21 protein-coding genes and 1 pseudogene are annotated in these 20797 nt (G+C 69.6%); 13 read left to right on the plus strand and 9 right to left on the minus strand.

The genetic code is table 11. From position 1 onward, the window contains the following. Positions 1 to 30 precede the first annotated feature (30 nt). Complete coding sequence (locus tag MVA01S_RS20045; RefSeq protein ID WP_003931351.1) at positions 31 to 1371, minus strand: cytochrome P450; 1341 nt, start codon at positions 1369 to 1371, stop codon at positions 31 to 33. Between the two features lie 94 nt (positions 1372 to 1465). On the opposite strand from MVA01S_RS20045, the gene MVA01S_RS20050 reads away from it, so the two are divergent. Next, the gene (locus tag MVA01S_RS20050; protein ID WP_237024273.1) at positions 1466 to 2062 is read left to right on the plus strand and encodes a TetR/AcrR family transcriptional regulator; all 597 of its coding nucleotides are present in this window, start codon (positions 1466 to 1468) and stop codon (positions 2060 to 2062) included. A 3-nt stretch (positions 2063 to 2065) separates the two neighbouring features. On the opposite strand, the gene MVA01S_RS20055 is transcribed toward MVA01S_RS20050, so the two are convergent. Beyond that, on the minus strand, positions 2066 to 2635 hold the full coding sequence (locus tag MVA01S_RS20055; RefSeq protein WP_003931353.1) for a TetR/AcrR family transcriptional regulator: 570 nt from the start codon (positions 2633 to 2635) through the stop codon (positions 2066 to 2068). A 65-nt stretch (positions 2636 to 2700) separates the two neighbouring features. On the opposite strand from MVA01S_RS20055, the gene MVA01S_RS20060 reads away from it, so the two are divergent. After that, positions 2701 to 3402 (plus strand): class I SAM-dependent methyltransferase, encoded by a 702-nt coding sequence (locus MVA01S_RS20060; protein ID WP_003931354.1) that lies wholly within the window; start codon positions 2701 to 2703, stop codon positions 3400 to 3402. On the opposite strand, the gene mmpH is transcribed toward MVA01S_RS20060, so the two are convergent. From mmpH to MVA01S_RS20080, 4 genes are all read right to left on the minus strand, one after another. Then, on the minus strand, positions 3399 to 4463 hold the full coding sequence (gene mmpH / locus MVA01S_RS20065) for an MMP endo-(1,4)-3-O-methyl-alpha-D-mannosidase (protein WP_003931355.1): 1065 nt from the start codon (positions 4461 to 4463) through the stop codon (positions 3399 to 3401). The genes MVA01S_RS20060 and mmpH overlap by 4 nt on opposite strands. Then, positions 4456 to 5181 (minus strand): class I SAM-dependent methyltransferase, encoded by a 726-nt coding sequence (locus MVA01S_RS20070; protein WP_003931356.1) that lies wholly within the window; start codon positions 5179 to 5181, stop codon positions 4456 to 4458. Before MVA01S_RS20070 ends, mmpH begins: the two co-directional genes overlap by 8 nt. Then, complete coding sequence (gene manT / locus MVA01S_RS20075; protein WP_003931357.1) at positions 5175 to 6410, minus strand: MMP alpha-(1->4)-mannosyltransferase; 1236 nt, start codon at positions 6408 to 6410, stop codon at positions 5175 to 5177. The genes MVA01S_RS20070 and manT overlap by 7 nt, the downstream gene beginning before the upstream one ends. 186 nt (positions 6411 to 6596) lie before the next feature. Further along, on the minus strand, positions 6597 to 7052 hold the full coding sequence (locus tag MVA01S_RS20080) for a PPOX class F420-dependent oxidoreductase (RefSeq protein WP_003931358.1): 456 nt from the start codon (positions 7050 to 7052) through the stop codon (positions 6597 to 6599). A 50-nt stretch (positions 7053 to 7102) separates the two neighbouring features. On the opposite strand from MVA01S_RS20080, the gene MVA01S_RS20085 reads away from it, so the two are divergent. The 3 genes from MVA01S_RS20085 to MVA01S_RS20095 all read left to right on the plus strand — a co-directional run bounded on the left by MVA01S_RS20085 (position 7103) and on the right by MVA01S_RS20095 (position 9443). Beyond that, on the plus strand, positions 7103 to 7405 hold the full coding sequence (locus MVA01S_RS20085) for a DUF222 domain-containing protein (RefSeq protein ID WP_003931359.1): 303 nt from the start codon (positions 7103 to 7105) through the stop codon (positions 7403 to 7405). Positions 7406 to 7492: 87 nt separating this feature from the next. After that, complete coding sequence (locus tag MVA01S_RS20090; protein WP_003931360.1) at positions 7493 to 8794, plus strand: MFS transporter; 1302 nt, start codon at positions 7493 to 7495, stop codon at positions 8792 to 8794. 13 nt (positions 8795 to 8807) lie between these two features. Continuing rightward, positions 8808 to 9443, plus strand: coding sequence for an FMN-binding negative transcriptional regulator (locus MVA01S_RS20095; protein WP_003931361.1), 636 nt, complete (start codon positions 8808 to 8810; stop codon positions 9441 to 9443). Here MVA01S_RS20095 and MVA01S_RS20100 read toward each other — a convergent pair. Further along, on the minus strand, positions 9383 to 9925 hold the full coding sequence (locus tag MVA01S_RS20100) for a hypothetical protein (protein ID WP_003931362.1): 543 nt from the start codon (positions 9923 to 9925) through the stop codon (positions 9383 to 9385). The two genes, MVA01S_RS20095 and MVA01S_RS20100, sit on opposite strands and share 61 nt — an antisense overlap. 109 nt (positions 9926 to 10034) lie before the next feature. On the opposite strand from MVA01S_RS20100, the gene MVA01S_RS20105 reads away from it, so the two are divergent. The 8 genes from MVA01S_RS20105 to glgX all read left to right on the plus strand — a co-directional run bounded on the left by MVA01S_RS20105 (position 10035) and on the right by glgX (position 18764). Then, entirely contained in the window at positions 10035 to 11429 is a 1395-nt protein-coding gene (locus MVA01S_RS20105) for an acyl-CoA dehydrogenase family protein (RefSeq protein WP_003931363.1), read from the plus strand. Positions 11430 to 11537: 108 nt separating this feature from the next. Beyond that, positions 11538 to 13394: a hypothetical protein gene (locus MVA01S_RS20110; RefSeq protein WP_003931364.1), complete on the plus strand. Its 1857-nt coding sequence runs from the start codon at positions 11538 to 11540 to the stop codon at positions 13392 to 13394. After that, positions 13391 to 13540 (plus strand): hypothetical protein, encoded by a 150-nt coding sequence (locus MVA01S_RS31540; RefSeq protein ID WP_003931365.1) that lies wholly within the window; start codon positions 13391 to 13393, stop codon positions 13538 to 13540. The genes MVA01S_RS20110 and MVA01S_RS31540 overlap by 4 nt, the downstream gene beginning before the upstream one ends. 14 nt (positions 13541 to 13554) lie before the next feature. Continuing rightward, positions 13555 to 13983: a hypothetical protein gene (locus MVA01S_RS20115; RefSeq protein WP_003931366.1), complete on the plus strand. Its 429-nt coding sequence runs from the start codon at positions 13555 to 13557 to the stop codon at positions 13981 to 13983. After that, the gene (locus tag MVA01S_RS20120; RefSeq protein WP_003931367.1) at positions 13980 to 15266 is read left to right on the plus strand and encodes a hypothetical protein; all 1287 of its coding nucleotides are present in this window, start codon (positions 13980 to 13982) and stop codon (positions 15264 to 15266) included. Before MVA01S_RS20115 ends, MVA01S_RS20120 begins: the two co-directional genes overlap by 4 nt. Before the next feature lie 30 nt (positions 15267 to 15296). After that, positions 15297 to 15974, plus strand: a complete 678-nt coding sequence (locus MVA01S_RS20125) for a PAS and ANTAR domain-containing protein (protein WP_003931368.1) — start codon at positions 15297 to 15299, stop codon at positions 15972 to 15974. Further along, on the plus strand, positions 15971 to 16534 hold the full coding sequence (locus MVA01S_RS20130; RefSeq protein ID WP_003931369.1) for an isochorismatase family protein: 564 nt from the start codon (positions 15971 to 15973) through the stop codon (positions 16532 to 16534). The genes MVA01S_RS20125 and MVA01S_RS20130 overlap by 4 nt, the downstream gene beginning before the upstream one ends. Positions 16535 to 16652: 118 nt before the next feature. Further along, a complete protein-coding gene (glgX, locus tag MVA01S_RS20135) occupies positions 16653 to 18764 on the plus strand; it encodes a glycogen debranching protein GlgX (protein WP_086006070.1) in 2112 nt (703 codons plus the stop codon). Between the two features lie 315 nt (positions 18765 to 19079). On the opposite strand, the gene MVA01S_RS20140 is transcribed toward glgX, so the two are convergent. Next, complete coding sequence (locus MVA01S_RS20140; protein ID WP_003931371.1) at positions 19080 to 20411, minus strand: maltokinase N-terminal cap-like domain-containing protein; 1332 nt, start codon at positions 20409 to 20411, stop codon at positions 19080 to 19082. A gap of 52 nt (positions 20412 to 20463) precedes the next feature. Further along, positions 20464 to 20797: pseudogene (locus MVA01S_RS20145) on the minus strand (hypothetical protein); the annotation flags it as partial.

Consider the following 20797-nt stretch of genomic DNA (forward strand, 5'->3'; position numbering starts at 1 on the left):
TCTGATCACGGCTCGCCGTGGCGGTCTGATTCAGCGGCGGTACATGACCACACGGCCGCCGTCGGCGGGGGTGTAGGCCACTCCGCGCGAGTGCATCTTCTCCCCCGTCGCGGTGGTCGTCTCGATCCGGAAGTGACGCAACACCGTTCGCAGCACGATGTCCATCTCGACGTTGGCGAACGTCGCGCCGACGCAGCGCCGGGTGCCGCCGCCGAAGGGGATGTGGGCGAACGTGGGGGGGCGCCGGCCGAGGAACCGATTCGGGTCGAAGCGTTCCGGGTCGGGGAAGTCGGCACCGCGACGGTGCACCTGCCCTATCGCGACCACGATCGAATAGCCCTGCGGGATAACCCATTCCCCGAGTTCAAAGGTTGGTGCGTAGACGTGCCGGCCGGCGAAGTCGATCACGGTGCGGCTGCGCTGGATCTCCAGGATCGCCGCCTGCCGGTATTCGTTGCCCTCGGTGTCGGCCTCGGCGGCCAGTTCGGACAGCACGTCGGGATGACGGCTGATGCGCTCGAAGGCCCAGCCCAACGTCGCCGCGGTGGTCTCGTGCCCGGCGGCCAGCAGCGTCAGCAGTTCGTCGCCGATGTCCTGACGCGACATGGAGGAACCGTCCTCATAGGTGCTGCGCAGCAGCAGCGCCAGGATGTCGTCGCGGGTGTCGAAGTGCGGGTCGGCCTGCACGGCGTCGATGAGGCGGCCGATCACCTCGTCATAACGGCGCCGGTAGGCCGCAAGGCGCCCCCACGGGCTGAAGCGTCCGTAGGTCCGTTGCGGGGTCGGCAGCACCGCCAGCCGGGAACCGAGGGTCACCCACGGCGGGATGATGCGGCGCAGTTCGTCGAGGTGTGCGCCGTCTGCGCCGAACACCGCGCGCAGGATCGCGTTGAGCGTAATCCTCATCATCGGCTCGAGAGTCTCGAATTCCCGCCCCTCAGGCCAGGTCTCGGTCTCGCGCAGCGTCTCCTCCTCGAAGATCCGCTCGTAGTTCTTGATGCTCTTGCCGTGGAACGGCGGGGTGAGCAGCTTGCGGCGCCTGCGGTGGTCGGTGCCGTCGAGGGCGAACACCGATCCGGAGCCCAGCACTCGGGACAGGTTGGGCTGGATGTTGCCGACATCGTCGGTGTTGGCCATGAACAACTGTTTGGCCAGCGTCGGGTCGGTCACCAGCACGGTCGGCCCGAACACGGGCAGCGTCATCGAGAACACGTCGCCGTACCGGCGGACGATCTGGTCCACCGTCCACTGCCGGGACAGCGAGAAACCCAGGCCCTGAATCACTCTCGGGATCCGCGGCGACGGTGGCAGCCGCACCGGCGGCATGCCGCGGGTGGCGGAGTGGTGCGCGGTGACGGTCGCTTCGCTCATCAAACTCCCCGGTCCAGCACTGGTACTCCCATGTACCAGCGTGTCATCGGGTACGGTACCGGTTGGTACCACAAGCTGCAAGGGTGAAGACGAAGTGACGACGACTCCGGTGCCGGCCGGCCACGCCCCGTCGGTGACCGACCGCCTGCTCGACGGGCTGACGTCGGCGATCATCGAACGCGGGTACCGCGACAGCACCGTCGCCGACGTGGTCCGGCACGCCCGCACCTCCAAGCGCACGTTCTACGAACAGTTCGCAAGCAAACAGGAATGCCTGATCGAACTGCTGCGCCGCAACAACTCCGACCTGATCGCGCGCATCGGTGCGACGGTCCGGCCGGAGGCCGACTGGCAGGAGCAGATCCGCCAGGCCGTCGACGCCTATGTCGAGCACATCAGCGCGCGCCCGGCGATCACGCTGTGCTGGATCCGTGAGGCCCCCGCGCTCGGCGCGGCGGCGCACCCGCTGCACCGGCAGGTGATGCACGACCTGACCGGTCTGCTGACCGCGCTGACGAGCAATCCCGGCTTCCAGCGCGCCGCGATCACCCCGATCACGCCGCCGATGGCGCTCATCCTGCTCGGCGGATTACGGGAACTGACAGCGCTTTTCGTCGAAGACGAGCGCGACGTCCGAGGGATCACCGAGCCCGCGGTGACCGCGGCCACCGCGCTGGTGAGCGTCGGCTAGCGCTCAGCCCAGCACCAGGCGTGCGGACTTCTCCAACTTGGCCGCGATCTCCTGATACGACACGTGCCCCATGCCGGCCCGCACCAGCGCGCCCGAATAGAGCATCTCCAGCGCATCGATGACGTCGCCGTCGGTGTCCGAACCCAGCGCCGCGGCCAGGCGGTCACGGATGTCCCGGCCGATACGCGTGCGCAGCACCTCGACATCGGGATCGCGGCCCAGCAGGGCGGAGGTCACCGCGCCGGCGAACTCTGGCTCGTCGGCGACCAGCATCGAGATGTGTCCGAGCACTGCGGTGACCCGGGATGCGGGGTCCGCCGAACCGTGAGCGACCTCAGGAGAGCCGGACAGCCGGCGCCAGAACACCTCGGCGACCAGATGCTCCTTGGACGAGAAATAGGTGTAGGCGGTCGCGGCCCCCACCCCGGCCTCGGCGGCCACCCGCCGCACGGTCAGCGCCGGGTAACCGTCCCGCCTGAGAAGTTCCACCGCCGCCCGTCCCAGACGGTCCACCGTCTCGGCCTGCCGGGCCGTCAGACGACGCCGAGTCGACTCCAGAGCCGGATCGGACACATGTCCGGACGCTACTACAACCGGGGATGAACCACTAGAGCCCGGCAAAGGTAAGTTGGACTGCCATGAGCGACACGACGGCGAGCCGTCAATCCGATACCGGTACCACGCTGCCCCCCGCCGCGGCAGCCCTTTTCGAGCTCGCCGAGCGCGTCACCGGCTTCATGCCGGCCGACGAGGGGCGCGTCCTCTACGACACCGCCGTGAAGTACCTCGCCGACGGCGTCGGCGTCGAGATCGGCACGTACTGCGGCAAGTCCACCGTGATGCTCGGCGCTGCCGCACAGCAGACGGGCGGGCTGCTCTACACCGTCGATCACCATCACGGCTCCGAGGAACACCAGCCGGGGTGGGAGTACCACGACTCCACGATGGTCGACCCGGTCACCGGACTGTTCGACACGCTGCCGACGCTGCGGCACACGCTGGACGCCGCCGGTCTGGACGAGCACATCGTGGCAGTGGTGGGACGGTCGCCGGTGGTCGCTCGCGGTTGGCGAACTCCGTTGCGGCTCTTGTTCATCGACGGTGGCCACACCGAGGAGGCGGCCAACCGCGACTTCGACGGGTGGGCCCGGTGGGTCGACGTGGGCGGCGCACTGGTCATCCACGACGTGTTCCCGGATCCGGCCGACGGCGGCCAGGCGCCGTTCCTCATCTACCGGCGCGCGCTCGACTGTGGGGATTTCCGCGAGGTTTTGGCCACCGGGTCGATGCGTGTGCTGGAGCGGGTGTCCGGCCGGCCCGGCGCACTGGGCGCCGGCTAGCGCTCGCTGGTCGCGCACTCGCAATCGTATTGGCCCTCAAGGCCTCTCGGAAGATCTGCGCCGCGGAAGATGCCTGCGGCCGGCGTGCCGGATGACAGCGCGTCGGCGGCCAGGATCACCGCGGCGCCGGTCCAGGTGGTGCGCTCCACGGGCCAGCGCTTACCGTCGGAGTACACCAGTCCCGTCCAGTACGAGCCGTCCTCCTCGCGGAGGTGGTGCATGGCCGAGAACTGCTCGAGGGCCCGGGTTCTGTCCCCCATCGCCTCCAGAGCCAGCACCAGCTCGCAGGTTTCGGCCCCGGTGACCCACGGCCGGTCGTCGACACACCGGATGCCCAGTCCGGGGACCACGAAGTCGTCCCACCGCTCGTCGATGCGCGCCTGCGCACGCGGTCCGCGCAGCGCCCCACCGAGCACCGGGTAGTACCACTCCATCGACCAGCGGTCCTTGGTGACGAACCGGTCGGGATGCTCGGCGATCGCGTGGCCGAGCCGGCCCACGGCGACCTCCCATTCGGGCTGCGGGTCACCGACGTGGTCGGCGAGCGCCAGCGCGCACCGGATGCTGTGGTAGATGCTCGCGCACCCGGTGAGCAGCGCTTCGTCGGCATCCCCGGAAGGTCCTCGGGCCCAAGCGATCTCTCCGGCGGCGAACTGCAGTTCCAACACGAAGTCGATGGCTCTGACCACTACGGGCCACATGGTCTCGGCGAAGCGGCGGTCACCGGTGACCAGCACGTGGTGCCACACCCCGGTGGCGATGTAGGCGCAGAAATTGCTGTCGCTGTTGGCGTCCTCGACGACCCCGGCGCGCAGCTGGATCGGCCATGTCCCGTCGGGACGCTGGGTGGTGCGCGACCACTCGAAGGCCGCGCGCGCCGGTTCCAGCAGGCCTGCGACGGTGAGCGCCATCGCGTTCTCGATGTGATCCCACGGATCGGTGTGCCCGCCGACCGACCACGGGATCGCGCCGCTCGGCTCCTGCGTCGCGGCGATCGACTCGGCGGTCTGCAGACATTGGGCCGGCGTGAAAACGCCCGGCACACCGGGGGCGTCAGGCATCGGCAGCCGGTGGCTTCCTGAAGTAGAGGGCAACGCTCTTGCCGATCAGCGGATTCAGCGCTGCCTCGGCGGTACGCGTGAGCCACGGCCGGCCCATCATGTCCCACACCAAGAGCTTGTGATACGCCTTCACGGCGGGGTGATCGTTCTTCTCGGTTCCCACAGCGCATTTCAGCCACCAGTACGGTGAGTGCAGCGCGTGGGCGTGGGCGGTGTGGGTCAGCTCCAGCCCGTGGGCGAGCACCTTGTCCCGCAGCTCGTCGGCCCGGTAGATCCGAATATGGCCGCCCTCGTTGGCGTGGTACTCGTCCGACAACGCCCAGCAGATCCGCTCGGGCAGCCACCGTGGAACGGTGATCGCCAGCGCACCACCGGGTTTGAGGACGCGCACCAGTTCCGAGATGGCCCGGGTGTCCTCCGGCACGTGCTCTAGGATCTCGGAGGCGATGACGCAGTCGAAGGTGCCGTCGGCGTACGGCAGGTCCAGCGCGTCACCCTTGACCGCCTCGCCCTTGGCCGACGCCGGCGCCTCGCCCTGCTCCTTCATCGCCTGCAGGATCTGGTCGACATCGTTGAGATCCGAAGCGCTCTGGTCGAATCCGATCACGTCGGCTCCGCGGCGGAACGCCTCGAAGGTGTGGCGGCCCGCGCCACATCCGACGTCGATCACCTTGGTGCCGGCGCCGACACCGAGCCGGTCGAAGTCCACGGTCAGCATGTGGTGACCCTCTCACAGGCTCGGTCGTACACCGCGACGGTCTGGGCGGCCACGGATTCCCAGCTGAACACCTCGAGCGCGCGCCGGCGGCCGTTGTCGCCGAGGCGGCGCAGCTCCAGCGGGGAGTCGAGCAGTTCGCCGAGCACGGTCGTGAGCTCGTCGACGTCGGCGGGGGTCACCAGCCGCGCGCACTCGCCGTCGGTGCCCACGACCTCGGGCAGCGCGCCGGCCCGGCTGGCCACGATCGGGGTGCCGCTGGCCATCGCCTCCACCGCGGGCAGCGAGAACCCTTCGTAGAGCGACGGGATGCAGGCGACGTCGGCCGAGGCCAGCAGGCCCGCCAACTCCGAGTCGCTCAGTCCGCTGGAGATGTGCACGATGTCGGAGATGCCCAGCTCGGCGATGAGCTTCTCGGTCGGGCCGTTGGGCTCGAGCTTGGCGACCAGCTGCAGCTCCAGGTCACGCTCGACGCGCAGCCGGGCGACCGCGTGCAGCAGGTGACTGACGCCCTTGAGCGGCACGTCGGCGCTGGCGATCGCGATGATCCGGTTCCGCACCCGCTCCTGCGAGGGCTGGAACAGCTGGGTGTCCACCCCGAGCGGGACGACGTGCAACTGGGCCGGGTCGACGCCGAAGTCCTCGGCGATGTCGACGGCCGAGGTCGACGACACGGTCAGCAGCTCCGGGATCCGGCGCGCCACCTGCTTCTGCATCTCGGCGAAGCCGTACCAGCGGCGTACCAGCGGCTTGCGCCACCACACCGCGGCGGCGACGTCGACCACGCGGTCGCGGGTGATCGGATGGTGCACGGTGGCCACTACGGGCAGGCCCGAGGCCGCGATGTCGAGCAGCCCGGTGCCCAGGCACTGGTTGTCGTGCACGACGTCGAAGTCGTCGCGACGCTCGGCGAGCAGCCGCGCCATCCGCAGGCTGAACGTCTTGGGCTCCGGGAAGCCCGCGGTCCAGGTGGTCAGCAGCTCCTGCAGGTCGATGCTGGTCTTGATCTCGCTGGGCCGCGGTACGCGGAACGGGTCCGGCTCGCGGTAGAGGTCCAGGCTCGGCACCTTCGTCAGCCGGACACGGGGGTCGAGGCCCTCGGGATAGGGCTGACCGGAGAACACCTCGACGTCGTGTCCGAGTTCGACCAGACCGCGGCTCAGATGCCGGACGTAGACGCCCTGGCCGCCGCAGTGGGTCTTGCTTCGATAGGACAGCAGTGCGATGCGCATGGTCAGCTCACATATCCCGGAGAGCGGCCCTGAGCTGGGCAGATCGTGTGGCGCAAGAAACCCGAACCCTCCTGGACATGTGTCCAGACTATAGTTTGACGTGCTAGCCGACGCAATCCGTCCGCTAGCTCTGACTACCACAGTCGCGGACGGCCGTCCTGTCCGGCCTCCCGCGGCATCCGCGCCTCACCTGGGCGGGAAACCTCCCGTCGCCACCGGCCCCCAGCGCCGGGGCGTCACCCGGATCAGACACTTGCGCTGGTCGACCATCGCCCGGCGGTACTCGTCCCAGTCCGGGTGCTCGCCCGACACGGCCCGGAAGTACTCGACGAGCGGTTCCACCGCCTCCGGCAGGTCCACCACCTCGGCAGACCCGTCGACCTGTACATAGGGCCCGCTGAACTCGTCCGACAGCACCACCGCGCTCGCGTGCGGGTGCCGCCTGATGTTGGCGGCCTTCGCGCGCTGCGGATAGCTCGCGATCACGATCCGCCCCTCGGCGTCCACCCCGCCGGTGACGGGCGAACTCTGCAGGGAACCGTCGGCCCGGAAGGTGGTCAGCACCATCCGGTGCCGAGGACGGATGAAGTCGAGCAGTTCGGGCAGCGTGACCGCGTCGGCGGTGGCGATCTTTCCGGCCATCCCCCCAGCGTATCGGCATGTTGTCGGTCGCCCCACCTACGCTGTCGAACATGAGTTCGAAGAAAGATTGGATCGCGGCGCTCGAGGCCGTGGATCACGCCCAGCGGGCGGTCTCCGCCCTCCCGTTCAGCACGTTGCGGCCGGTCGATCAGCGCGCTGTGCTGGTCCGGCTCGACGCGCTGGAGAAAACGCTCGCGGCCACCCAGCGGCAGCTCCTCGCGCGGATGGTCTCCGGTCCGCCGCCGGTCGAATTCGCCGGTGCGCCGTGGGCCGAGGTCCTCGCGCGCAGGCTGCGCATCTCGGTCGGGGAGGCGCAGCGCCGCATCGCCGATTCCCGCGCGATTCCGACGTGACCGCCACGGGTCCCGCGCCGCCGCCCTAGACTGCTGAGCGCCCGCATAGCGCATTACACAGCAGTGCCAAACTGACAAGGGGTCGGCATGGTGAAATCCGGCAGCGCGGCCGTCACCGAGTGGCGCCGTCACGGTCCGCTGCCGGTGGCCGCGGGCCTCGGCTACTCGATCGGCGTCATCCACGTCTATTCGCTCGGCGCGTTCATGCAGCCGTTGCAGGACGCGTTCGGCTGGAGTCGCGCCGAGACTTCGGCGGGTCTGACGATCGTCGGCATGGCGGCCGCGGCCGCCGCGTTGCCCATCGGCCTGATGGTCGACCGGCTCGGTCCCCGGCGGGTCGGCCTGGTCGGCGTCGCGCTGATGGGCGGTGCGTTCGCGCTGCTGGGCACCGCCACCGGGTCGATGACGAACTGGCTGCTGCTGTGGGCGCTGCTGGCCTTCGCGGCGTTCTGGGTGCAGACGACGGTGTGGACCTCGGCGGTGGCGAGCCGGTTCGAGACCTCCCGCGGCCTCGCGTTCGCGGTCACCCTGTCCGGCGGATCGCTGGCCGCGGCGGTCTTCCCCGCCCTGGCCACCCTGTTCATCGGTGAATGGGGCTGGCGCGGCGCATTTTTCGGCCTCGGTGCGGTCTGGGGCGCCCTGGTGCTGGTCGCGGTCTGGTTCTTCTTCCGCGGCGCCCAGGACGACAAGGCGGCGCGCGACCGCGCGGTGCAACCGTCCGGGCCGCCCGCCGCACCTGTCGAGTTGCCCGGCGTCACGCTGCGGGAAGGCCTGCGCTCGGCCACCTTCTACAAGCTGCTGGTCGCCGCCGGCCTGTTCGCGTTCACCACGCTGGGCATCGTGGTGCACCTGGTCCCGATCCTGCGCGACGCCGGCGCCGAACCGTTGGCGGCAGCAGGCACCGCGGCACTGGTCGGGGTCTTCTCGATCATCGGCCGGCTCGGGGTCGGGGTGTTGCTGGACCGCTTCCCCGGTCGGGTCGTCGGGGCCTGCGCCTACCTGGTGCCGATCCTCGGCTGCGCGGCGCTGTTGATCGACGGCAGCAGCCCGGTCAGCCAGACCGTCGCCGCAGCGCTGTTCGGCCTGACGCTCGGCGCCGAGGTCGACGTGATCGCCTACCTCGCGTCGCGTTACTTCGGGCTGAAGAACTTCGGCGGGCTGTTCGGCGGGCTGGTGGCCGCGCTGTCACTGGGCACCGCTTTCGGGCCGCTGGCCGCCGGCGCCACCTCCGACCACTTCGGCGGCTACACCAACTTCCTGATCCTGACCATCGCGCTGATGGGCATCAGCAGCCTGGCGCTGGCCAGCCTGAAGCCGCCGCCGGACTGGCCGGTCCCCGAACCCGCGGCCCGGGAAAGCCGACCCGCGGAGCCGGGAGGACCGCTCTAGGCTGAGCTCCAGCATGTATCGCCCACCGAAATTCGCGTTGTCCGAGGCGGACGCCCTCGCCGCACTCGGCCCGGGTGGCTTCGCACACCTGGTGACGCACTCCGGCGGTGCGATGCTGGTGACCCCGCTGCCACTGCTGTACGACGACACCCGGCACTGCCTGGTCGGTCACGTGGCACGCGCGAACCCGCACTGGCGCGCCGAGGGCCCGTCGGTCGCGATCTTCTCCGGCCCGCAGGCATACGTGTCGCCGTCGTTCTATCCGACCAAGCGCGAGACCGGCAAGGTGGTGCCGACGTGGAATTACGAGGTGGTCGCCGTGCACGGCCGACTTCTCGCGCACGACGATCCGGCGTGGGTGCTCGACCTGGTCGCCCGACTGACCGACGAGCACGAGCGCGGCCGTCCCGAGCCGTGGCAGGTCTCCGACGCACCGGAGTCGTACCTGGCCGGGCAGCTCAAGGCCATCGTCGGGGTGGAACTGCAGATCACGTCGGTCGAAGGCAAGGCGAAGATGTCGCAGAACCAGCCTGAACGCAACCGCGACGGCGTGGTGAGCGGGCTGCGGGCCTCTGGCTCGGCCGCGGATCAGTCGGTCGCCGCCAGGGTCGAGCATCCAGGCAACACGAACGTGAACGCGCGCGGATAGCCCAGGCCCGTCATCCGGCCCCGCCGAATGACATCGAGCGCGACGGTGCAGATCTCGCCCGACGACGGCTCGTAACACCGCGCCGCCTCGCCCGTGAGGGCCACGATCAGCACCCAGTGCCGCGGGACGAACCTGCCGATGAGCATCGCGACCGGCCACCCCGACCGCACCGCCGCCAGCACGTCGGCCAACCCGTCTCGGCGTCCCCGCCCCAACCGCCAGCGGTACCGCACGCCGCGCCCGCGGGAGCAGGCGGTGACCGCGCGCGCCATCCCCATCGGCGTGGTGCCCCACGCCCGCGGCCACACCCGGTTCACCGACGCGTGCACCCGTCCCTGCTCGGCGGCGAACCACACGCCGGCATCCGGTGCGTCCAGCGACAACCGGTACGCCGGGTCCACCATCGCGCAGGCGACGACCGCGACGGTCGGCCCGCACGTGACCCCGTCGCGTTGCCGAAGGTGCGAGTAGATGAACTTCATCGGCGTGCTCCGCGGTGGAATCCGACCCGGCTTTGGGTAATAGCCACCTTAGGCCGGCAACAGACGGCGGTGGCAATGCCTGGTCAGGGATTCCGGTAGGGAGCAAGCGATGGGTTTCGACATCACACCGACCGCGGCGCAACACGATCTGGCGCGCCGCACGCACGAGTTCGCCGAAGAGGTCGTCCGCCCGGTCGCCGCGGAATACGACCGGCGCCAGGAGTTCCCCTGGCCGGTACTCGAAGAGGCGGCCGCCCGGGGGTTCTACAGCCCGCTGTTCTACCGCGACCTGATCGGCGACCCGACCGGGCTCTCGCTGCCGATGTTCATGGAGGAGCTGTTCTGGGGGTGCGCAGGCATCGGGCTCGCGGTAGTGATGCCCGCCCTGGCGCTGTCGGCGATCGGGCAGGCCGCCTCACCCGAACAGATGCTCCAGTGGGCGCCCGAATGTTTCGGCACCCCAGGCGATCTCAAGCTGGCCGCGCTGGCGATCTCCGAACCTGAGGGCGGCAGCGACGTGCGCAACCTGCGCACCACCGCCCGCCGGGCGGGCCCAGAGCCGGACGCCGACTGGATCATCGACGGGCACAAGATGTGGATCGGCAACGGCGGCATCGCCAACGTGCACGTGGTCAACGCTGTCGTCGACCAGGAACTCGGGCACAAGGGGCAGGCGCTGTTCATCGTCCCCGGCGGCACCCCGGGTCTGGAGATGGTGCGCAAGCTCGACAAACTCGGCTGCCGCGCCTCGCACACCGCCGAACTGAAGCTCACCGGGGTGCGGGTGCCCGCCGACCACCTGCTCGGAGGCCAGGAGAAGCTGGACCACAAGCTCGCGCGCGCCCGAGAGGCGGTCGAAGGGGCCCGCCACTCCGGTTCGGCCACCCTCGGCACTTTCGAGCAAACCCGGCCGATGGTCGCCGCGCAGGCCCTCGGCATCGCAAGGGCCGCCCTCGAATACGCGACCGAGTACGCCAACCGCCGGGAGGCGTTCGGGGCGCCGATCATCGACAACCAGGGCATCGCGTTCCCGCTGGCCGATCTGGCCACCGGACTGGACGCTGCACGGTTGCTCACCTGGCGCGCGTCCTGGATGGCCGCGACCGGGGTGCCGTTCGAGCGCGGCGAGGGCTCGATGTCGAAGTTGGCGGCCAGCGAGCTGGCGGTGCGGACCACCGAACGGGCCATCCAGACCATGGGCGGCTGGGGCTACATCACCGACCATCCCGTGGAGAAGTGGTACCGGGATGCCAAGCTCTACACCATCTTCGAGGGCACCAGCGAGATTCAGCGCGTCGTCATCTCGAACGCGCTCGGCGCCGCGGACGGCAGGCCGCCGCTGCACGTCGACCTGGAACCGTCCGGCGGCCCGATCAACCGCCTGTTCGGCCGCGGCACCCCGGCGCGCACCCACGTCGCCTCGTCGGCGCTGACGATGAAGGACCGGGTGCCCGCACCGGTCATGCAGATGGCGATGAAGGTGCTCCGACCACCCCGCAAGTGACAGCTGCGTCAATCGAAAAAAACCCGGTACCCCTGGTTTCACCTCGGGTAATTCTGGCAACATTACCGACCAGTCAGATAGGCGTCCGGTACGCGGGATGGGATCACGATGGAGTTGTCTCTGCAAGCGGTGTCCGTGCTCGCCCAGTCGTCAGGCGGTGACGAGGGCGGCGGCGCCGCGCTGAGCGAGATCATCGCGTTGACGGTGGCCGGCGGCGTGGTGGCCGCGGTGCTGCTGTGGATCGGCTGGCTGCACCGCAACCACAAGATCGACTGGCTTGCCCGGCTGGGGAACTGGTCCGGACGCCGGTTCAAGCGCCCGGCGTGGGTGGCACTACCGCTCGCGCTGTTCATCGCCTCGATCATCTGCGCGCTGTTCGGCTTCATCTGGGACGTCAGCCTGCACATCGGCAATGGCCGCGACGACGGCGCGCTGGCCAACCCCGCCCACTACTTCATCCTGATCGGGTTGTTCGGCATCTTCGTCGCCGGCTGCACCGCCATGGTGTTGCCCAGGGGCGACGATCCCCGGCCCGGTCCGGCCGCGGTGCGCATCACCGACGACTGGTACGCGCCGGTCGGCGGCATCGTGATGGCCGGATGCGGCCTCTACGCCCTACTCGGTTTCCCGCTGGACGACATGTGGCACCGCATCTTCGGCCAGGACGTGACGCTGTGGGGTCCGACGCACCTGATGATGATCGGCGGCGCCGGTTTCTCCACCCTGGCCGCGCTGTACCTCGAGTACGAGGGCAGGCGGGCCCGCGCCGAGGACACCCCGGCCGACGGCATCGGCCTGAAGTTCGTGCAGTACCTCGCCTTCGCCGGCGTGCTGATCGGCGCCTCGGTCTACCAGATCGAGTTCGACTTCGGCGTCCCGCAGTTCCGGCAGGTGTTCCAGCCGATGCTGATCGCGGCGGCCGCCGCGCTGGCGCTGGTCGCGGCCAGGATCTTCATGGGGCGCGGGGCCGCGCTGATCGCCGCGCTGATCGCCATCGGGCTGCGGGGGCTGGTCGCGGTGACGGTCGGACCGCTGCTCGACGCGCCGATCAACTGGTTCCCGCTCTACCTCGGGGCCGCGATCGTCGTCGAACTCCTCGCCCTCACCCCACTGATCCGGCGTCCGGTGGTGTTCGGCCTGGTCAGCGGGCTGGGCATCGCGACCGCCGGCCTGTGGCTGGAGTCCTTGTGGATCGGCGCGGTCTACCCGTACCCGTGGCCGACCAGCATCTGGCCCGAAGCCCTGGCGATGTCGGTGCCCGTCGCGGTGCTCTGCGGTGCCTGCGGCGCGATGGTCGGCATGGTGTTGACCGGTCAGCACCTGCCCCGCCGCGCCGTCGGGATCGGCCTGGTGGTGCTGACGGTGCTGGCGATCGGCGGCGCGGCGGCCAGCGGCCTGCGCTACGACACCCCGCAGAACGCGACCGCTTCGATCACGCTGACCGAGGCGCCCGCGGTCAACGGCGAGCGGTTCGTGACCGCCGACGTGCGCTTCAACCCGCCGGACGTGGTCGACGACGACCCGAACTGGGTGTCGGTGCTGGGCTGGCAGGGCGGCCTGCCCAACGACCGCGGGATGTTCGTCGACCACCTGGAGAAGGTCGGCGACGGCCACTTCCGCTCCACAGAACCGATGCCGGTGTCGGGCACGTGGAAGACGCTGCTGCGGGTGCACGACGGCCGCACCCTGACCGCGGTGCCGATCTACCTTGCCGGCGACCCGGGCATCGGCGCCGAGGAGGTGCCGGCCGAGGCGCAGTTCACCCGTCCGTTCGTCTCGGAGATCACCATCCTGCAGCGCGAGCGCAGCCCTGACATCCCCGCGTCGCTGTGGCTGATCGGTTGCCTGATAGTGCTGTTCTGCACGCTGGCGATGGTCTCCGGGATCGCTTGGGGCGCAGGCCGAATCAACAACAGCGAACCCAGCGGCAGCAAAGCGGAGTTCGAACCCAGCGCTCAGGCATGACCGAACCGTCCGAGGTCGTGATCCTGGCCGACCACCCGATCTGGCTTGCCGTGCCCGCGTTCGCGCCCGCGATCGTGGTGGCCGCGGTGATCGTCTACATCGCGGCCAAGAACCGACGCAAACCCGACAACACCAAGGAACAGTGACAACACCACAGCGAATGCTCGCCCTCGCGGCGGCGGCAATGTTGCTCGCCGGGTGTGCCGGCTCCGGCGAATCCCGTGACAGCGAATCCGGTGGCGGCGAATCCGGCGGCGGTGCAACGACTTCCATCACCGCCGCGGCCGACTCGACGACGTCCGGCGATGCGCAGGCCCCGCCCGAACAGCTCGTCATCGACATCGCGATCGAAGGCGGTGCCGTGACCCCGGTCAACGCGCGGTTCCAGGCCGCGGTCGGCGAACCGATCGAGCTGCGGGTCAACAGCGACATGACCGACGAGTTGCACGTGCACTCCACGCCCGAGCACAGCTTCGACGTCGGCATCGGGCCCGCGCAGACCTTCCGGTTCACCGTCGAGGTGCCGGGCCGGGTCGACATCGAACTGCACGAGCTGCACAAGACCGTCGCCACGATTCAGGTGCAGTGACGACACAGCTGCTGGCCCACGGCCTGGGCGGTTCGGCCGATCTGCCGATCCCGTTCACCTACGCGCTGATCGGCGCCGCGTGGGCGTTGACGTTCACCTTCGCGGTGGTGGCGCTGGCCTGGAAGAAGCCGCGGTTCTCCGCGAACAGGCCGGGGCGGCCGCTGCCTCTGTGGGTGACCCGGGCCGTCGACGCGCCGGTCACCCGCTGGGCACTGGCGGCGGCGGCGCTGCTGCTCGTCGTCTGGGTCGCCGCGGCGACGTTCCTGGGGCCGCAGAATGCGCAGAACGCGTTGCCCGGCGTGTTCTACGTGCTGCTGTGGGTCGGGCTGGTGGCCGTGTCGGTCCTGGTGGGTCCGGTCTGGCGGGTGCTGTCCCCGGTCCGTGCGCTGCTCCGGTTCACCGGCGGCCGATCGCTGGGCCGCAGCTATCCGGCCGCGCTGGGGTACTGGCCTGCCGCGGCGGGTCTGTTCGCGTTCGTGTGGCTCGAACTCGCCAGTGCCGACCCGGGTTCGCTGACCGCGATCCGGCTGTGGCTGCTCGTCTACCTCGTGGTGACGGTCGCCGGTGCGCTGTCGTGCGGGCCGCGCTGGTGCGCCAACGCCGACCCGTTCGAGGTGTACAGCCTCGTCGCGTCGCGACTGTCACCGCTGCGCCGTAATCCCGACGGCCGCATCGCGATCGGCAACCCGTTCGACCATCTGCCGTCGCTGCCGGTGCGGCCCGGGATCGTCGCGGTCTTGTCGGTGCTGCTGGGCTCCACGGCATTCGACAGTTTCTCCGCGACACCGCAGTTCCGCGGGTTCGTCGACGATCTGGCGGGCTCCGGGGCGGCCGCGACCGGCGTGCGCACCGCCGGGCTGGCGCTGTTCGTCGGGGTCGTCGCCGTCACGTTCTGCGCCGCCGCCCGCTGCACCGGCGGTGTCGACGCCCCCACCCGCCGCGCACTGCCCGGGCTGCTGGCCCATTCGCTCATCCCCATCGTGATCGGTTACGTCTTCGCCCACTACCTGACCTATCTGGTCGAGCGGGGCCAGCAGACGGTGTACCGGCTGTTCGGCCAGAGCGACGCCGAGGTCGTGTACGTGCTGTCGATGCACCCGGCGCTGCTGGCCACGCTGAAGGTCGGCTTCGTGGTGGCCGGCCACATCGCCGGCGTGATCGCCGCGCACGACCGGGCGCTGGCGGTGCTGCCCGAGCGGCACCAGTTGACCGGCCAACTGGCCATGATGCTCGTGATGGTGGGCTACACCTTCACCGGCCTGTATCTGCTGTTCGGCGGATGAGCGCTGCAATTCCCACGCTAGGGTCATGCTGTGGCGAGTGAAGACTCACTGGAACAGGCGCTCGCCGGGGGCGCACCCCAGCGTGTCGGGTGGTTCCGGTTCTACTTCGCCGACGAGCGCTGGGAGTGGTCCGAGCAGGTCCAGCTGCTGCACGGATACGAGCCGGGCACCGTGACACCGACGACCGAACTCGTGCTGTCCCACAAGCACCCCGAGGACCGCCAGCAGGTCGCGGCCACCCTCGACGAGATGCGCCGCACCCACCGGACGTTCTCCACCCGGCACCGCATCATCGACACCGGCGGCGACATCCACGAAGTGGTGGTGATCGGCGATCAGCTTCTCGACGAGGACGGCCGGCTCGTCGGCACCCACGGCTTCTACGTCGACATGACCCCGACCGACGCGCAGACCAAGACCATGCTGAGCCGGGCCCTGGCCGAGATCACCGAGAACCGCGCGGTGATCGAACAGGTCAAGGGCATGCTCATGCTGATCTACCGGGTGGACGACGACGCCGCGTTCGAACTGCTGCGCTGGCGTTCCCAGGAGACGAACGTCAAGCTGCGGGTGCTCGCCGAACAGCTGCTGTCCGACTACCGGATGCTGGTCTACGAGGAGGCCCTACCGCCGCGCGCCACGTTCGACCATCTTCTTCTGACCGCGCACCTGCGGGTGCAGGCCGCCGGCGATACCGTGAACACGTGACGTCGCACAGGGCGCTGATCATCGTTGACGTGCAGAACGACTTCTGCGAGGGCGGCTCGCTCGCGGTCGCCGGCGGCGCCGCGGTCGCGCAGGGCATCAACGCTCTGCTCGCCGCGCCCGACCCGGGTTACGACCACGTGGTCGCGACGGCGGACTTCCACATCGACCCCGGCCCGCACTTCTCCGACACCCCCGACTTCGTGGATTCCTGGCCGGTGCACTGCGTCGCGCACAGCACGGGGGCGGACTTCCATCCCGATCTCGACACCTCCCCGATCGAGGCGGTCTTCGAGAAGGGCCACTACTCGGCCGCCTACAGCGGTTTCGAGGGCAGCACCGGTGACGGCACCCTGTTGGCCGACTGGCTGCGGGAACGTGACGTCGGCGCGGTGGACGTCGTCGGCATCGCCACCGACTACTGCGTGAAGGCCACCGCCGCCGACGCGGCCGCCGCCGGATTCACCACCCGGGTGCTGCTCGAGCTGACCGCCGGGGTGGCGCCGGAGAGCACCACCGCCGCCCTGGACGCGCTGCGCGCGGCCGGCGTCGCGACGGTGTGAGGCAACCAACGGTTGCACTGCCCGATGCGCGGGCATCCCCTAGCGTCGTCAACGCCACAACCCGCACATATTCAGGAGAGCCCCCTTGACACAGATCGCCGGCTCGCCGGGAAACACCATGACGCTGGAGCTGTGGCCCGGTAAGGCCTACCCACTCGGGGCGACCTATGACGGATCCGGGACCAACTTCGCCCTGTTCAGTGAGGCCGCGGAGAAGGTGGAGCTGTGCCTGTTCGACACGGACGGCACCGAGACCCGCATCACCCTGCCCGAAGTGGACGGGTTCGTCTGGCACGGCTTCATCCCGAACATCGAGCCCGGGCAGCGCTACGGGTACCGGGTGCACGGCCCGTACGACCCGGCCAACGGGATGCGGTGCAACCCGAACAAGCTGCTGCTCGATCCCTACGCGAAGGCCATCGACGGGCACTTCGACTGGGACCAGGCACTGTTCGGCTACAACTTCGGCGATCCCGACAGCCGCAACGACGACGACTCGGCGGCGAACATGCCCAAGTGCGTGGTCATCAACCCGTTCTTCGACTGGGGGGTGGACCGTCCGCCCAACCACGAGTACGCCGACTCGGTGATCTACGAGGCCCACGTCAAGGGCCTCACCCAGACCCACCCCGACATCCCCGAGCAGATCCGCGGCACCTACGCCGCGGTCGGGCACCCGGCGATCATCGAACACCTCACGTCGCTGGGCATCACCGCGATCGAGCTGATGCCGGTGCACCACTTCGCCAACGACTCGACACTGATCGAGAAGGGGCTGTCGAACTACTGGGGCTACAACACAATCGGCTTCTTCGCCCCGGACTCCAAGTACAGCTCCAACCCCAATCCCGGCGGGCAGGTGCAGGAGTTCAAGGCGATGGTCCGCGCGCTGCACGAAGCCGGCATCGAGGTGATCCTCGACGTCGTCTACAACCACACCGCCGAGGGCAACCACATGGGCCCGACGCTGTCCATGCGCGGTATCGACAACGCCGCCTACTACCAGCTCGTCGACGACGACAAGCGGTACTACATGGACTACACCGGCACCGGCAACAGCTTCAACGTGCGGCATCCGCACTCGCTGCAGCTGATCATGGACTCGCTGCGCTACTGGGTCACCGAGATGCACGTCGACGGGTTCCGCTTCGACCTGGCCTCGACACTGGCCCGCGAGTTCTACGACGTCGATCGGCTGGCCACCTTTTTCGAACTGGTGCAGCAGGATCCGACGGTCAGCCAGGTGAAGTTGATCGCCGAGCCGTGGGACGTCGGCCCCGGCGGGTACCAGGTGGGCAACTTCCCGCCGCAGTGGACCGAGTGGAACGGCAAGTACCGCGACACCGTGCGCGACTTCTGGCGTGGTGAACCTGCCACCCTCGACGAATTCGCCTCCCGCCTGACCGGTTCGGCCGACCTGTACGAGCACACCGCCCGCCGCCCCGTCGCGTCGATCAACTTCGTCGTCGCCCACGACGGGTTCACGCTTCGCGACCTGGTGTCCTACAACGAGAAACACAACGAGGCCAACGGCGAGGACAACAACGACGGTGAGAGCCACAACCGGTCGTGGAACTGCGGGGTCGAGGGTCCCACCGACGACCCGGAGATTCTGGCGTTGCGCGGGCAGCAGCAGCGCAACTTCCTGACCACGCTGTTGTTGTCCCAGGGCGTGCCGATGATCTGTCACGGTGACGAGCTCGGTCGCACCCAGGGCGGCAACAACAACGGGTACTGCCAGGACAACGAGATCACCTGGATCGACTGGTCCACCGCGGACAAAGAACTGCTGGACTTCACCCGCACGGTGTCCCGGTTGCGGGCCGACCACCCGGTGTTCCGCCGGCGGCGCTTCTTCAGCGGCAAGCCGGTCGGACGGCGTGGCCAGGGCTTGACCGACATCGTGTGGTTCACCCCCGACGGCGCCGAGATGACGGGCGGGGACTGGGATTCGGGATTCGGGAAGTCGGTCGGGGTGTACCTCAACGGCCACGGCATCCCGGACATGGACACCCGCGGTCAACGCGTCGTCGACCAGTCGTTCCTGTTGTGCTTCAACGCCCACCACGAAGCGATCGACTTCGCGTTGCCACCCGAGGAATTCGGGGCGTCCTGGGAGCCGGTCGTGTCCTCTGCGGTGCCTGTGGCACCCGAGCCGGGGCAATCGCACCCGGCAGGTGCGACCGTGTCGGTGCCGGCCCGAACGGTGCTGGTGCTGCGGGCCGAGTGACCGGCCCTATTGAAAGCTGTTGTGCGCCACCGAGCTAGCCCGGCGATATGACCCGGAATCGGTGACCGCTGTGTTAGCTTGGATTTGCTTGCAGCCGTGACCACCGCGGGGCGGCGGTGTCACCGCCGCCACCGGCCGGGCGGGCCGGGTGTAGGAGCCGTTGAGCGGCGGCGCCCTACCCGGTGGTCACGGCTGCCGGCTTGAGCACGGCCGGCGGCACAGGCCGGCCAACCCGGCGCATCCGGGTCCCTCACTGTCGCAGACGGATTGGCACAGCTCCGGCCCGGGCGGCCCCCGACGGGAATCGCGAGGCGGTCAGCCCAGGATGCGCTCGATCGACCGCATCGGGATGGGCAGCCACGCCGGCCGGAAGCGGGCCTCGTAGGCCGCTTCGTAGACCGCCTTGTCGAGTTCGTAGCCCGCGAGCACCTGACTGTGGTCTCGCGGGTCGACGCCGCCCCCGGCCGCATAGCCGGCGCAGAACGCCGCGCTGTTGCGGTCCACCCAGTGGCGCGCGACGTCGGCGACCCGGCCGTCGGCATCCTGCCCGGGGCCCAGCTCCACCAGCAGCTGATAGGCGGCGTACTCGAAGGACCGGAGCATCCCGGCGACGTCGCGCAGCGGCGAGTCCGGCCGCCGGCGTTCGTCGAGCGGTTGACCCGGCTCGCCCTCGAAGTCGATCAGCAACCAGTTCTCCGGGGTCCGCAGCACCTGTCCGAGATGCAGGTCGCCGTGCACGCGCTGCGCCGGGATGGTCTGATCGGCCAGCGCCCTGTACCGCTGCTCGACGGCGGGCACGTAGGCGGCCAGTTCCGGTGCCGCCTGCGCGGCGGTGGCCAGGCGGGCCAGCGCGGTGTCGACCGGGAACGGCACGGTGGCGGTGCCCAGCGTCTGCGCCAGCGTGGCGTGCACGGAGGCGACGGCCTCGCCAAGCCGGTAGGACTCGTCGGAGAACTCGCTGACCACCTCGTCGGCGAGCAGTTCACGGGCGCTGGCGGTGGCCATGTCCCAGCCCTCGGCGCTGTTGGCGGCGAACGCGGCCACCATGCCGAGTGCGCAGGGTTCGGTGTCCGGTCCGGCCCACCAGGTGTCGTAGGACCCGAGCAGCGTCGCGACGTGCGGGTTGCCCGCGCGGGCCAGCACCCGGTTGAGCTCGATGTCGGGATTGACGCCGGGGGTGACCCGCCGGAACACCTTGAGCATCGCGTCCTTGCCGAAGATCACGCTGGTGTTGCTCTGCTCGGCACTGGACACCTTGGGCGGCGCGCTCACCGGCAGGACGGCGTCGGGCTCCCGGACGAACCGCAGGTCCGCGACGGTCGCCGACGAATCGATCAGGCGCAGCAGGGTGCGCGCCGCTTCGGGGTCGTAGAGGGCGTCGTACGCCGTGCGCGGACCTGCCGCGCCCGGCACGGTACCGATCATGGCGGCCGGGTCGACCCCGTCGGACGCGGGCTCGCCGTCTGCCCACCGCACGAGCAGCTGGTACCGCTCGGCGGCGCCGTCGTCGTAGGTCACGTCGAGCAGCACGTGCTCGAGGTTCTCTCCGATCGGGGTCACCGCGGCGGGCTCGGCCGAGACGAGTCGGCGACTGCGGCCGGCATACCACCGGCGGTGGACGATCCAATCGCCGAATGCCAGCGTCATGGTCTGGAACCTACCCAGCCCGGCGGGAAAGGAATCACCCTGTGAGCGGGTTTCAGGCCAGGAAGCGTTCCGCTCCTGCGGTTCTGACGAACCGGACGCTGTTGGCCTGACGGTAACCGATCACGCCGCCGCCCAAGGTCAGGAAGATCAGGCCGGCGACCCCGGGCAGCGCCACCGCCGCGATCTCGGCGACAGTCGGGTTGAGCACGCCACGCGGGTAGGCCCCCAGCCGAGCCGGCTGTCCGGCGGCTGCCGACACCGCGGGCGACGGCACCGATGCTCCCGGCGTCGGCGCCACCGAGCCGCGGATCGCCGCGGTGCGAATCCCGGCGACGCCCGGGCTGGTCACTCCCGGGGCGGCCGGCGCGCCGCCGGGAATCGGCGGC

The organism is Mycolicibacterium vaccae NBRC 14118 = CIP 105934, assembly GCF_001552715.1.
Taxonomy (GTDB): domain Bacteria; phylum Actinomycetota; class Actinomycetes; order Mycobacteriales; family Mycobacteriaceae; genus Mycobacterium; species Mycobacterium vaccae.